This is a genomic window from Pseudomonas sp. LBUM1679 (genome assembly GCF_059695565.1).
On record NZ_CP166774.1, the window covers coordinates 7,136,415 to 7,148,751 of the forward strand.

12 protein-coding genes and 1 pseudogene are annotated in these 12,337 nt (G+C 58.5%); 6 read left to right on the top strand and 7 right to left on the bottom strand.

Annotation, left to right across the window (positions count from 1 at the left end):
* Positions 1 to 56: 56 nt before the first annotated feature.
* Positions 57 to 1,355 (bottom strand): MFS transporter, encoded by a 1,299-nt coding sequence (locus ACA062_RS32745; RefSeq protein ID WP_497454627.1) that lies wholly within the window; start codon positions 1,353 to 1,355, stop codon positions 57 to 59.
* Between the two features lie 364 nt (positions 1,356 to 1,719).
* Between ACA062_RS32745 and ACA062_RS32750 the strand changes: the two genes are divergently transcribed.
* Together ACA062_RS32750 and ACA062_RS32755 are read left to right on the top strand one after the other, a co-directional pair.
* Entirely contained in the window at positions 1,720 to 2,124 is a 405-nt protein-coding gene (locus ACA062_RS32750; RefSeq protein ID WP_007896491.1) for an acyl-CoA thioesterase, read from the top strand.
* Positions 2,125 to 2,211: 87 nt separating this feature from the next.
* A complete protein-coding gene (locus ACA062_RS32755; protein WP_497454628.1) occupies positions 2,212 to 3,111 on the top strand; it encodes a D-hexose-6-phosphate mutarotase in 900 nt (299 codons plus the stop codon).
* 136 nt (positions 3,112 to 3,247) lie between these two features.
* On the opposite strand, the gene ACA062_RS32760 is transcribed toward ACA062_RS32755, so the two are convergent.
* The 4 genes from ACA062_RS32760 to purE all read right to left on the bottom strand — a co-directional run bounded on the left by ACA062_RS32760 (position 3,248) and on the right by purE (position 5,811).
* The gene (locus tag ACA062_RS32760; RefSeq protein WP_497454629.1) at positions 3,248 to 3,784 is read right to left on the bottom strand and encodes a DUF3299 domain-containing protein; all 537 of its coding nucleotides are present in this window, start codon (positions 3,782 to 3,784) and stop codon (positions 3,248 to 3,250) included.
* A gap of 88 nt (positions 3,785 to 3,872) precedes the next feature.
* The gene (locus ACA062_RS32765; protein WP_150800010.1) at positions 3,873 to 4,118 is read right to left on the bottom strand and encodes a GlsB/YeaQ/YmgE family stress response membrane protein; all 246 of its coding nucleotides are present in this window, start codon (positions 4,116 to 4,118) and stop codon (positions 3,873 to 3,875) included.
* 107 nt (positions 4,119 to 4,225) lie between these two features.
* Entirely contained in the window at positions 4,226 to 5,308 is a 1,083-nt protein-coding gene (locus ACA062_RS32770; protein WP_497454630.1) for a 5-(carboxyamino)imidazole ribonucleotide synthase, read from the bottom strand.
* A gap of 11 nt (positions 5,309 to 5,319) precedes the next feature.
* Positions 5,320 to 5,811, bottom strand: coding sequence for a 5-(carboxyamino)imidazole ribonucleotide mutase (gene purE / locus ACA062_RS32775; RefSeq protein WP_017341565.1), 492 nt, complete (start codon positions 5,809 to 5,811; stop codon positions 5,320 to 5,322).
* Between the two features lie 397 nt (positions 5,812 to 6,208).
* Between purE and ACA062_RS32780 the strand changes: the two genes are divergently transcribed.
* Positions 6,209 to 6,799 carry a zinc metalloprotease gene (locus ACA062_RS32780; protein ID WP_497454631.1) on the top strand — a complete coding sequence of 197 codons (591 nt, stop codon included), beginning with the start codon at positions 6,209 to 6,211 and terminating at the stop codon, positions 6,797 to 6,799.
* Between the two features lie 36 nt (positions 6,800 to 6,835).
* Here ACA062_RS32780 and ACA062_RS32785 read toward each other — a convergent pair.
* Positions 6,836 to 7,082 (bottom strand): annotated as a pseudogene (locus tag ACA062_RS32785) (LysR substrate-binding domain-containing protein); the annotation flags it as partial.
* Positions 7,083 to 7,222: 140 nt separating this feature from the next.
* On the opposite strand from ACA062_RS32785, the gene ACA062_RS32790 reads away from it, so the two are divergent.
* Positions 7,223 to 7,819, top strand: coding sequence for a zinc metalloprotease (locus ACA062_RS32790; RefSeq protein ID WP_497454632.1), 597 nt, complete (start codon positions 7,223 to 7,225; stop codon positions 7,817 to 7,819).
* Positions 7,820 to 7,874: 55 nt separating this feature from the next.
* On the opposite strand, the gene ACA062_RS32795 is transcribed toward ACA062_RS32790, so the two are convergent.
* Positions 7,875 to 8,786, bottom strand: a complete 912-nt coding sequence (locus ACA062_RS32795) for a LysR substrate-binding domain-containing protein (RefSeq protein WP_497454633.1) — start codon at positions 8,784 to 8,786, stop codon at positions 7,875 to 7,877.
* Between the two features lie 180 nt (positions 8,787 to 8,966).
* On the opposite strand from ACA062_RS32795, the gene aspA reads away from it, so the two are divergent.
* A complete protein-coding gene (gene aspA / locus ACA062_RS32800) occupies positions 8,967 to 10,391 on the top strand; it encodes an aspartate ammonia-lyase (RefSeq protein WP_201184599.1) in 1,425 nt (474 codons plus the stop codon).
* 457 nt (positions 10,392 to 10,848) lie between these two features.
* The gene (locus tag ACA062_RS32805) at positions 10,849 to 12,300 is read left to right on the top strand and encodes an alanine/glycine:cation symporter family protein (RefSeq protein WP_497454634.1); all 1,452 of its coding nucleotides are present in this window, start codon (positions 10,849 to 10,851) and stop codon (positions 12,298 to 12,300) included.
* Positions 12,301 to 12,337 lie beyond the last annotated feature (37 nt).

The window sequence follows — 12,337 nt, forward strand, 5'->3', positions numbered from 1 at the left end:
CCTGTGGGAGCGGGCTTGCCCGCGATGAGGCCAATACAGTCGATGAAAGGCTCCGCTTAGCGCCCCTTTTTCCAGAGATAACCACCCACCACAATCCCGACCCCACACAGCACCGCCACGTAATACGACGGCCCCATCGGGCTTTCCTTGAGCAGCAGGCTGACGATCATCGGCGTCAGGCCGCCAAAGATGGCGTAGGCGACGTTGTAGGAAAACGACAGGCCACTGAAACGCACCACGGGCGGGAAGGCCTTGACCATCACGTAGGGCACGGCGCCGATGGTGCCGACCAGCAGGCCGGTCAGGGAATACAGGGGGAACAGCCAGTCGGGATGCGCGGCCAGGCTGTGGTAGAAGGTCCAGGAGGTGAGCAATAGCGCCGTGCAGCCGAACACGAAGACCCGGCCTGCGCCGAACCGATCCGACAGGGCGCCGGCAATGATGCAGCCGAAGCTCAGAAACACGATCGCCAGGCTATTGGCTTGCAGCGACGTGGTCGGCGAGAAGTGGTAGACGGTCTGCAACACGGTCGGCGTCATCAGGATCAATACCACGATGGCGGCGGACAACAGCCAGGTCAGCAACATGGAAATCAGGATCGCGCCGCGATGGTCGCGCAATACCGCGCGCAGCGGCACTTCTTCCGCCAGCGCCTTGCGCAATTGCAGTTCGGCGAACACGGGGGTCTCGTGCAGCCAGCGGCGCAGATAAACCGAGAACAGACCGAACACACCGCCCAGCAGGAACGGAATCCGCCAGGCATAATCCGCGACTTCCACCGGCGTATAGAAGCTGTTGATCGCCGTGGCGACCAATGAGCCCAGCAGAATACCCGCCGTCAGACCGCTGGTCAGGGTGCCGCAAGCGTAACCGATGTGCCGCTGGGGAACGTGTTCGGAAACGAATACCCAGGCGCCAGGCACTTCACCACCAATCGCCGCGCCCTGAATCACCCGCATCAGCAGCAACAGGATCGGCGCCCACATGCCGATCTGCGCATAAGTCGGCAGCAAACCCATGATCAGGGTCGGCACCGCCATCATGAAAATGCTCAACGTGAACATCTTCTTGCGACCCAGCAGGTCACCGAAGTGCGCCATGACGATGCCGCCCAGCGGCCGCGCCAGGTAGCCGGCAGCGAAGATGCCAAAGGTCTGCATCATGCGCAGCCATTCGGGCATATCGGCCGGAAAGAACAACTTGCCCACCACGGTCGCGAAGAACACGAAGATGATGAAATCGTAGAACTCCAGCGCGCCCCCCAGGGCAGACAGCGATAACGTCTTGTAGTCGCCGCGGGTCAACGGACGTGCGGATTGTGAGGGCTGCGCGATGTTCGAAGGCGCTGTGGTCATGGCAAGGGCTTCTCTATAGTCGGATCTGCAACCCCCACAACGCTGGCGGAGGCTTGGGCAGGTCCGGCACGATAGCAAATTGGTCGAAAAAGCACATGGATGTGCGCATTTGACGGTCAAAATGAGAACCAGACGGTCGTCTCGGAGTCTACCGATCGATATACTCGCAATCTTGCAACAACTTGCAAGGGTTGCTGTGCGAAAACGCCTGCCGGGGTCCATAGGCGATTTCGCAGAGTTTCCCTTTAGGCGCCTTACGAAAAACGTGACGAACGCAGTATGTTCGGGGCTGAATCGTTTTTCCTTGAGACGGCTATTCACCTTGAAGTACCAATGAGAGTTACGGGTCAGAGGCACCCCCGGCATGATAGAGCTCGAACAAGAAGATCCAATCCCGCAAGGCGACCTGGCCCTGCAAATCACCGCACTTCCCCGCGAAACCAACGGCTTTGGCGATATTTTCGGCGGCTGGCTGGTGGCGCAGATGGATTTGGCGGGTACCGCCATGGCCAGCAAGGTCGCAGGCGGCCGTGTCGCCACCGTGGCGATCGACCGGATGGCGTTTCTGGTGCCGGTAGCGGTGGGCGCTCAGCTCTCCTTCTATACCCAGGCGCTGGAGATCGGCCGCAGCTCGATCCAGATGATGGTCGAGGTCTGGAGCGACGATCCGTTGTCCAGCGAATGGCGTAAAGTGACTGAAGCGGTATTCGTGTTCGTCGCCATCGATGGCAGCGGCCGCACGCGCTCGGTTCCGCCCAGAGCTCGTTAAACAAGGCCCGGGTAAAACAGGAACCGTTAAACGCGGCGACCGTTTTGCGGTCCATTGCAGTCATTGTTCCTGATCGAGAGCCGTTCCATGACAACGCCCAACGTTGAAGCCGTGAAACTGGATGAACTGAACTGCTGGCGCATCCGCCACAGGCAGGCCGAATTGCTGGTGGCCCAGCAAGGTGCGCACATCCTCAGTTACCAATTGGCCGGCGAGCCGCCGCTGATCTGGCTCAACGACGAGGCCGTGTTCAAGACCGGCAAGAGCATCCGCGCCGGTGTGCCGGTGTGCTGGCCATGGTTCGGTAATTTTTCGCGCAACCCGCAGAGTGTCCAGGCGATGCGCGTCAGTAGCGAACCGCCGACTGCCCACGGGCTGGTCCGGGCGATAGACTGGGAACTAGGGGGCATCGAAGCGGAAGGCGAGAGCCTGAACGTGGAATTTCTCCTGCCCTACCCCGAAGGCGGCTTGCCAGGCTGGCCGCATCAGGTGGATTTGAAGCTGAGCATTCGTCTGGATGAGCAACTGCACATCAGCTTGACCAGCCATAATCAGGGCACCGACAACGTCACCATCAGCCAGGCGCTGCACAGCTATTTCGCGGTCAGCGATGTGCGCAACGTACATGTCGAAGGCCTGGATGGCTTGAGTTATATCGAGACGCTGGACGACTGGAAAACCGTGCGTCAGACCGGTGACTTGCGTTTTGCTGGCGAGACCGATCGCATCTATCTCGATACTCCAACGAAGCTGAGCATTGTCGATCCGACCTGGGAACGACGCATCGAGCTGACCAGCAGCGGTTCGCGCTCGTCGGTGATCTGGAACCCGTGGATCGATCGTGCCGCGGCGTTCAGCGACATGGCCGACGATGGCTGGCAGCGCATGCTGTGCATTGAAACGGCGAATGTGATGGATGACGTGGTGACGTTGGCGCCGGGCGCCAGTCATACCCTGGGCGTCAGCATCGCCAGCAAGTCTCTGTAAGCAACACCATAAATTACTGTGGGAGCGGGCTTGCCCGCGATGGCGGCTTCACATCCTACATAGATGTTGGATGTTATGGCCTCATCGCGGGCAAGCCCGCTCCCACAGTTGATCATTGCCAATCCGACTGGCGCCGTTACAAATCCGACTCCTGCACCACCCGCACCTTCGCCGCATCAAGGGCATACGCCGCATCAGCCAGGTCGTTGTTGACCTTCTCGACCTTCAGCGTGCCTGTCACCCACAACGGCGTGTAGATATCGTCCAGCTTCAAGCCTTTTGGATAACGCACCAGCACCAACTGGTTGGGCGGCGGTGGCGGTACATGGATGCAGGCGCCCGGATAGGGCACCAGGAAAAATAGCGTGCTGCGGCCCTTGGCGTCGGATTCCAGTGGCACCGGATAACCGCCAAGGCGGATGTTCTTGTCGTTCATCGACGGCACGGTTTTGGTCGAGTACATCACCGCCGGCAAGCCTTTGCTCTGCTTCATGCCGCCCTTTTCGGTGAAGGTGCCATTGGCTTCGGGGGAGTCGTGGTCGATTTCAGGCATGGCCTCGAGGGCTTTCTGGTCCGACTTGGGCATCAGTTCGAGCCAGTCGGTTTCCGGCAGTTCGCCGGCATGGGCAAGGCCCGCACCCAGTAATAGGAAAGTCAGCAAAAGACGGCGCATGGAGGGGCTCGGCAAAGGAGTGGACGGTGCAACGCCGAGCATTCTAGCCCTCCCCGCGCGTTTGGCAGAGAGGGCTTTGTCGCTTCCATCAGTTCTTTTTGATCATGCCGTAGATCACCAGCAATATCACGGCGCCCACCAGCGCGCCAAGGAAGCCTGCGCCTTCGCCGGCCTGGTAGAAGCCCAGGGCCTGGCCGCCGTAAGTAGCCGCCAGCGAACCGCCGATACCGAGCAGGATGGTCATGATCCAGCCCATGCTGTCATCGCCCGGTTTCAGAAACCGCGCCAGCAGGCCGACAATCAAGCCGATAAAGATGGTTCCAATAATTCCCATGTCATTTCCCTCTGATTGGTTAGCTATGAAGCCTAGTCAGACTTTGGCATCCTGCCATGAGAGAACGGCGGCCCTTGAATGGTTCCGCCGCTGCCACAGGAAACTGTTTATTCGGCGATGAGTGCTTCGACCTTGAGGATCTGTGCCGCCAGGGTCTCGCGGTCTGCACACCGCAGGTTGGCGTGACCGACCTTGCGGCCGACCTTGAACGCCTTGCCATAGTGATGCAGATGGCAATCGGCGATGGCCAGGACTTTCTCGATGTCCGGCACTTTGCCGATGAAGTTGAGCATTGCGCTCTCGCCGACCTTGGCCGTCGAACCCAGCGGCAGACCGGCAACGGCCCGCAGGTGGTTTTCGAACTGGCTGCACTCGGCGCCTTCGGTGGTCCAGTGCCCGGAATTGTGCACGCGAGGGGCGATCTCGTTGGCTTTCAGGCCACCATCGACTTCGAAAAACTCGAACGCCATCACGCCGACGTAATTCAGCTGCTTGAGCACGCGGCTGGAGTAGTCTTCAGCCAACGCTTGCAACGGATGATCGGTGCTGGCCACGGACAGTTTGAGGATGCCGCTGTCGTGGGTGTTGTGCACCAGCGGATAGAACCTGGTTTCGCCATCGCGGGCACGCACGGCGATCAGCGAGACTTCACCGGTAAACGGCACGAAACCTTCCAGCAGGCAGGCCACGCTGCCCAGTTCGGCGAACGTACCGACCACGTCTTCAGGCTTGCGCAGGACCTTCTGGCCCTTGCCGTCGTAACCCAGGGTGCGGGTTTTCAGCACGGCCGGCAGCCCGATGGCAGCCACGGCAGCGTCCAGGTCGGCTTGCGATTGAATGTCGGCGAACGCCGGGGTGGGAATGCCCAGGTCCTTGAACATGCTCTTCTCGAACCAGCGATCACGCGCGATGCGCAGGGCTTCGGCGCTCGGGTAGACCGGGACGAATTGCGACAGGAAGGCCACGGTTTCGGCCGGGACGCTTTCAAATTCGAAGGTCACCAGATCGACTTCATCGGCCAGCTGACGCAGGTGGTCCTGGTCGCCGTAATCGGCGCGCAGGTGTTCGCCCAATGCAGCTGCGCAGGCATCCGGCGCCGGGTCCAGGAAAGCGAAGTTCATGCCCAGCGGAGTACCCGCCAGCGCCAACATGCGGCCCAACTGGCCGCCACCGATTACACCGATCTTCATCGTCAACAACCTCAGGCGATGCGTGGGTCTGGATTTTCCAGGACGCTGTCTGTCTGCTCAGCACGGAAAGTTTTCAGCACCGCGTGAAACTGCGGGTGCTTGGCGCCCAGGATGCTCGCCGAAAGCAGGGCTGCGTTGATTGCGCCGGCCTTGCCGATGGCCAGGGTGGCAACCGGAATACCCGCGGGCATCTGCACAATAGACAGCAGCGAATCGACGCCAGAAAGCATCGACGACTGCACCGGCACACCCAGCACCGGCAGGTGGGTCTTGGCCGCACACATGCCTGGCAAGTGGGCCGCGCCACCGGCACCGGCAATGATCACCTCGATCCCCCGCGCCTCGGCCTCTTCGGCGTACTGGAACAGCAGGTCCGGGGTGCGGTGGGCAGAAACCACTTTCACCTCGTAGGGAATGCCGAGCTTTTCCAGCATATCGGCGGTGTGGCTAAGGGTGGACCAATCGGACTTGGAGCCCATGATCACGCCAACCAGTGCGCTCATCGTCGTGCCTCTTCTCTCTGGGCGCCCGCAGGCGCGTCAAAAAACAACAAGCCACGCGGGAGATCCGGCGTGGCTTGAGTGTACGAATTAAGGCCGGGCGAGCCGGCCGAAGGCCGCGCAGTATACCGTAATGAGGCAGATAAACAGCCCCTAATACGACCATCTGTCTTGCAGAAAGGAGATTACACTTTTTGACCATAAAGTCAGGCATTTGCATACCTATTTGCCGTGAAGAGTTTGATTTTCCACGTTGATGAAATTCGCTATTTTTCATAGCCATTAGTTTCGCTCCCTCACTTTGGAAAACTCTTAAAATAACTTCTAACTTGTCAGAAACGTGAACAACATTTAACTTCCAAGCTACAAAAACCTTAACTGAACAGGGAGTTCAATACACATGAAAAAAGATATCTACATACCGATCATTATTCACAGTGATCTTCAGGACTATCAAAAAAACAAGTTATACACCGATTATTTTGCCTGGTTGAAAACCGAACTTGAGTTCATTTCGGGGCGGACTGTCAAGATTTCCATGTACCACCATGATGAAGCGCCGAAACTGGCAGGCTACAACTACAAGAACGACGATGGCGCAGCCGCGCTGGAGGGTTGGAAACACTTGCTCCACGACTGGTATTCGAGCATTTTAAACAGGGATCGTGATGAAGCAAATCTAACCAAAATCCTCTTGCTAACCCGAGACAACATCAACGAAAAATTAGGCGGAATTATCGAATCGTTACGCGGGATGGCCCGCATCAAAGGCCATTGCGCAATCGCCTCGATCAGCTCTTATCGCATCCCTGCACATGAAATAGGTCACATGCTTGGCGCGATCCACGAAGACAGTGAAGTGATCTATGACGGCTGGTGGCACGACACACTTATGCTCACGGATGAATTTTCTGCGACGCGTGGAAATGTTTACCGCTTCAGCGACAAAAACAGACAAAACATACGCGACTATCTCTATCAGTTTCCATAAGTTCAGGCTGCCTTGAGGAATTTACCGAAGACAGCCTCACGAAGCCGGACTCACCGCTCCACCTTCAAGTTTACGCCACAACAACCGTACATTCGCCTTGCGCACCAACGCACAGCGATACAGGCGAATCTCCAGCGGCACATGCCACTGCGGGCCCCCACAGACCACCAGCTCACCGCGCGCCAGCTCGGCGCGCACGCTGAGTTGCGGCACCCGGGTAATTCCAAAGCCCTCCAGCGCCTTTCAGGCTGTCGGCCATGGCCGTCTCGTAAATAGTGGTGAACGCAACGCCCGCTGGAGCGGCAACCGCCCGAGAACTTCCTGGTTAGTGATTGGAGCTGTTTGGCACTGTAACTAATACACCATGTCCAAACCCCTTCTGGCGCCTGACAGGACAGCGAGAAATTTAAAAGGAATTCAAGGATGACCTCTACTATCGAACGCACAATAAAGAAAGACATCACCATTATCGCAGTCACTCATGACGACGTACCAGAATCGACGAGAACCACCATTTACGCGGACTATTTCCAACCCTTCGTAAGCGAACTGGAAAGCTTCATCGAGCGAAAAGTCAATATCGTTTTCGCCGACGGCAAACCCCATAGCGTCTTTGATTACAAGGGTAAAGATCAACTGAAGACGCTGAAACGCTGGGAGGCCCTGGGTTACAAACTTCTCGATGAAATGAAGAAAAAAAATGTAGATATAAATTTTTTGACTAAAGTCATTTTGATCACCCACGATAACTTGGATTATAAAACAGGCGGCAGGGCGCTTATGGTGCCGTACACTAATGGCGGGAAATTTGCCATCGCGTCACTGCGCTCCTATTCCTTTGTAGCACATGAGCTCGGTCATTTACTGGGGGCTACGCATGATGATTCGGAAATTCTGTTCAACGGTCGATTTTTCGAAACCTACATGACACCTGTTCGCCGACAGAGCCGATCTATTTCTTTCACTTTCAGCCCGGCCAACCGGCAAAATATCAAGAAATATCTGGCCAACAAAAATTGACGTTTCAACTTGATTACCGGCAGAGGCGTACTAAAAACGCCTCTGCCAGCGCCTGTTAATGGGTAGCACTCGCCGCCCCGCCCTCCAGTTTGCGCCACAACAACCGCACATTCGCCTTGCGCACCAGCGCGCAGCGATACAGGCGAATCTCCAACGGCACATGCCATTGCGGGCCGCCGCAGACCACCAGTTCACCGCGCGCCAGCTCGGCGCGCACGCTGAGCTGTGGCACCCAAGCGATGCCCAGCCCCTCCAGCGCCATGCTTTTCAGGCTATCGGCCATGGCCGTCTCGTAGATGGTGGTGAAGCGCAGCGCGCGCTGACGCAGCAGCAAGTTCACCGAACGCCCCAGAAATGCACCGGCGCTGTAGGCGAGCAGCGGCACACTGCCTTCGCCTTCCAGATCAAACAGCGGTTTACCCGCGGCATCGGCTGCGCAAACCGGCAACATTTCGGTATTACCCAGGTGCAGCGACGGGAAAATCTCCGGATCCATCTGCAGTGCAGCGTCCGGGTCATAGAACGCCAACATCAGGTCACAGCCCCCTTCACGCAGGGCATGCACGGCGTCTCCCACGTTGGTCGCCACCAGCCGCGTGGCAATATTCAAACCCTCGTTACGCAACTGCGCGATCCACCGCGGGAAAAATCCCAGCGCCAACGAGTGAGCCGCAGCGACTTGCATCACCTCGCCCTGCCCGCCTTCCAGGTGATGGAGATGTCGCAGCACTTCACCGAGCTGTTCAACAACCGTTCGCGCGGTCACCAGAAATAATTGCCCCGCCGCCGTCAGCTCGACCGGCGTGCGCGAGCGGTTGACCAACGTCAGTCCCAGCGCGGCTTCCAGGCTGCGGATCCGCCGACTGAAGGCCGGTTGAGTCACGAAGCGGCGTTCGGCAGCCTGGGAGAAGCTGCGGGTGGCGGCCAAGGCACTGAAGTCCTCAAGCCATTTACTTTCCAGATTCATCACATCCTCCCGGACACGCACCAAAACAGGTCGCACGCTCGCAGCACACACGGCGTCACACCGGCATTATGCCGAATATGCATAGGCCAGTGTTTAACAGCATTGGCCCAAAATTGTTCACAAGCCTAGCATTTGCAGTGTTCCGGCACAGCCCGGGTCCTTATCGAGATGATTTCTATCATGTCCTCCGCTGCATCTTTCCGCACAGAAAAAGACCTGCTTGGCGTACTCGAAGTACCTGCTCAAGCGTATTACGGCATCCAGACCCTGCGAGCGGTGAACAACTTCCGTCTCTCCGGCGTTCCGATTTCGCATTACCCGAAGCTGGTTGTTGGCCTGGCAATGGTCAAACAGGCTGCCGCTGACGCCAACCGCGAGCTGGGTCATCTGAGCGAAGCCAAGCACGCTGCCATCAGCGAAGCCTGTGCCCGATTGATCCGCGGCGATTTCCACGAAGAATTCGTGGTGGACATGATTCAAGGCGGCGCTGGCACGTCGACCAACATGAATGCCAACGAAGTGATCGCCAACATCGCGCTGGAGGCCATGGGTCACCAGAAAGGCGAATACCAATACCTGCACCCGAACAACGACGTGAACATGGCGCAGTCGACCAACGACGCCTACCCCACTGCAATCCGTCTGGGACTGCTGCTGGGCCATGACGCGCTGCTGGCCAGCCTCGACAGCCTGATCCAGGCGTTCGCCGCCAAAGGCCAGGAATTCAGCCACGTTCTGAAGATGGGTCGTACCCAGCTGCAAGACGCCGTACCGATGACCCTGGGGCAAGAATTCCGCGCCTTCGCCACCACGTTGAGCGAAGACCTGGCGCGCCTGAAGACCCTGGCACCTGAACTGCTGACCGAAGTGAACCTCGGCGGCACCGCGATCGGCACCGGCATCAACGCCGACCCGCGTTACCAGCACCTGGCCGTTCAGCGTCTGGCTCTGATCAGCGGTCAACCGCTGGTTCCGGCCGCCGACCTGATCGAAGCCACCTCCGACATGGGCGCCTTCGTGCTGTTCTCCGGCATGCTCAAGCGCACCGCGGTCAAGCTGTCGAAGATCTGCAACGACCTGCGCCTGCTGTCCAGCGGCCCACGCACCGGCATCAACGAAATCAACCTGCCGGCGCGTCAGCCGGGCAGCTCGATCATGCCAGGCAAGGTCAACCCGGTTATCCCGGAAGCCGTCAACCAGGTGGCGTTCCAGATCATCGGCAACGACCTCGCGCTGACCATCGCGGCCGAAGGCGGCCAGCTGCAACTGAACGTGATGGAGCCGCTGATCGCGTTCAAGATCTTCGACTCGATCCGTCTGCTGCAACGCGCCATGGACATGCTGCGCGAGCACTGCATTGTCGGCATCACCGCCAACGAAGAGCGTTGCCGCGAGCTGGTCGAGCACTCGATCGGCCTGGTCACTGCGCTGAACCCGTACATCGGCTATGAAAACGCTACCCGTATCGCCCGCATCGCCCTCGAAAGCGGCCGCGGCGTGCTGGAACTGGTGCGCGAAGAAGGCTTGCTCGACGACGAAATGCTCGCCGACATCCTGCGTCCGGAAAACATGATTGCTCCGCGTCTGGTGCCTTTGAAGGCTTGACCAAACGCCCGGCTCTCTTCTCTTTTAACGAAGAGTACGAAGGGCCACGCTCACCAGGTCGAGGGACTAGACACCTCTCACCTTTTGAGGGCTTGGGGATTTATTCCCCAGGCCCTTTTTTTTAAAGCAAAAAGGTCAAAAGATCGCAGCCTTCGGCAACTCCTACAGGGATATGCATTCTCTGTAGGAGCTGCCGAAGGCTGCGAACTTTTGATGTTGCACCACAACCGGGCAGACGGGCGCCGCACTCATCGGTATAGTGCCGCCCCTCTTCGCATGAGCGGTCGTCGGTAACGAGGCCTTAACCCATGCGAACCCCGAACTAATAACAAACCCGCAATTTGGAACCGGGACAAAACCTTCGCCTCGCCTGTTGTGCCGCGCGCAAACTGGTGTAACACGATGTTTCCGTCCCGCCCAGCTTTTGCCCTACATAAAAAACAGCGAGGAATACTCCATGCTCGAAGTCATTAACGACTTCCTCTCAGGGAAAGTACTGATCGTGCTCATTGTCGGGCTCGGTAGCTACTTCACGATCCGCTCGCGTTTCGTACAACTGCGGCACTTTTTCCACATGTTCGCGGTGTTCCGCGACAGCCTCAAAAGCAGCGCCGGTCAACTCAGCTCCTTCCAGGCCTTGATGCTGAGCCTTGCCGGCCGCGTCGGTGCGGGCAACATTGCCGGCGTCGGCATCGCCGTGACCCTGGGTGGCCCAGGTGCAGTGTTCTGGATGTGGGTGACCGCGCTGGTCGGCATGTCCAGCAGCTTCTTCGAATGCTCCCTCGGCCAGCTCTACAAGCGCTGCGACTCCGACGGCACCTACCGTGGCGGCCCGTCCTATTACATCCAGCACGGCCTGCAGAAACGCTGGCTCGGCATGATCATGGCGTTCCTGCTGCTGATCACTTTCGGCTTCGCCTTCAACGGCCTGCAATCCCACGCTGTAACGCACTCGCTGAACAACGCCTTCGGCCTCGACACCACGTACACCGGCATCGGTCTGGCCGTGTTGCTGGGACTGGTATTTATCGGTGGCATCAAGCGTATCGCCAAAGTCGCCGACCTGCTGGTACCGGTGAAAACCCTGGTGTACATCGGCGTGACCCTCTACGTGATCGTGCTGCAGTTCGATCAGGTGCCAGGCATGTTGATGACCATCGTCAAAAGCGCCTTCGGTCTTGACCAGGCTTTCGGAGGCCTGATCGGCAGCGCGATCGTGATGGGCGTGAAGCGCGGCGTGTTCGCCAACGAGGCCGGTCTGGGCAGTGCGCCTAACGTGGCCGCTGTGGCGTCAGTCGAGCACCCGGTGGCACAAGGTGTGGTTCAGGCGTTCAGCGTGTTCCTCGACACCTTCGTGATCTGCACCTGCACCGCCTTGCTGATCCTGCTCTCGGGCTTCTATACCCCGGGCTTCGAAGGCGACGGCATTGCCCTGACCCAGAACTCCCTGGCCGCCGTGGTCGGTGACTGGGGCCGGATGTTCATCTCGGTGGCGCTGGCGTTGTTCGTGTTCACCTCGATCCTCTACAACTACTACCTGGGCGAAAGTAACCTGCGCTTCCTGATCGGCGAAAACCGCAAAGCGTTGATCGGCTACCGCGCACTGGTACTGGTGTTGATTTTCTGGGGCGCTATCGAGAACCTCGGAACGGTGTTCGCGTTCGCCGATATCACCATGACCATGCTCGCCTTCGTGAACTTGATCGCGCTGTTCCTGCTGTTCAAAGTCGGTATGCGCATCCTGCGTGATTACGATGACCAGCGCGCTGCCGGCATCAAGACGCCGGTGTTTGATTCGAGCAAATTCCCGGACCTGGACCTTGATCTGAAAGCCTGGCCAGCGAACCCGCCGGCGGCTGTCATCAAGGCTCAAGCCGAGCCGCAAGGCGTACCCGCAGCGCAACGCTGATCGGTTAAAGTGCGAAATCCCATGTGGGAGCGAGCCT

Coding starts and splice junctions, on each gene's coding strand:
- ACA062_RS32760 (WP_497454629.1), bottom strand. CDS start 3,784: ATGCGCCGTCTTTTGCTGACTTTCCTATTACTGGGTGCGGGCCTTGCC.
- ACA062_RS32765 (WP_150800010.1), bottom strand. CDS start 4,118: ATGGGAATTATTGGAACCATCTTTATCGGCTTGATTGTCGGCCTGCTG.
- ACA062_RS32755 (WP_497454628.1), top strand. CDS start 2,212: ATGACAACGCCCAACGTTGAAGCCGTGAAACTGGATGAACTGAACTGC.
- ACA062_RS32750 (WP_007896491.1), top strand. CDS start 1,720: ATGATAGAGCTCGAACAAGAAGATCCAATCCCGCAAGGCGACCTGGCC.
- ACA062_RS32770 (WP_497454630.1), bottom strand. CDS start 5,308: ATGAAGATCGGTGTAATCGGTGGCGGCCAGTTGGGCCGCATGTTGGCG.
- ACA062_RS32745 (WP_497454627.1), bottom strand. CDS start 1,355: ATGACCACAGCGCCTTCGAACATCGCGCAGCCCTCACAATCCGCACGT.
- purE (WP_017341565.1), bottom strand. CDS start 5,811: ATGAGCGCACTGGTTGGCGTGATCATGGGCTCCAAGTCCGATTGGTCC.
- aspA (WP_201184599.1), top strand. CDS start 8,967: ATGTCCTCCGCTGCATCTTTCCGCACAGAAAAAGACCTGCTTGGCGTA.
- ACA062_RS32795 (WP_497454633.1), bottom strand. CDS start 8,786: ATGAATCTGGAAAGTAAATGGCTTGAGGACTTCAGTGCCTTGGCCGCC.
- ACA062_RS32780 (WP_497454631.1), top strand. CDS start 6,209: ATGAAAAAAGATATCTACATACCGATCATTATTCACAGTGATCTTCAG.
- ACA062_RS32805 (WP_497454634.1), top strand. CDS start 10,849: ATGCTCGAAGTCATTAACGACTTCCTCTCAGGGAAAGTACTGATCGTG.
- ACA062_RS32790 (WP_497454632.1), top strand. CDS start 7,223: ATGACCTCTACTATCGAACGCACAATAAAGAAAGACATCACCATTATC.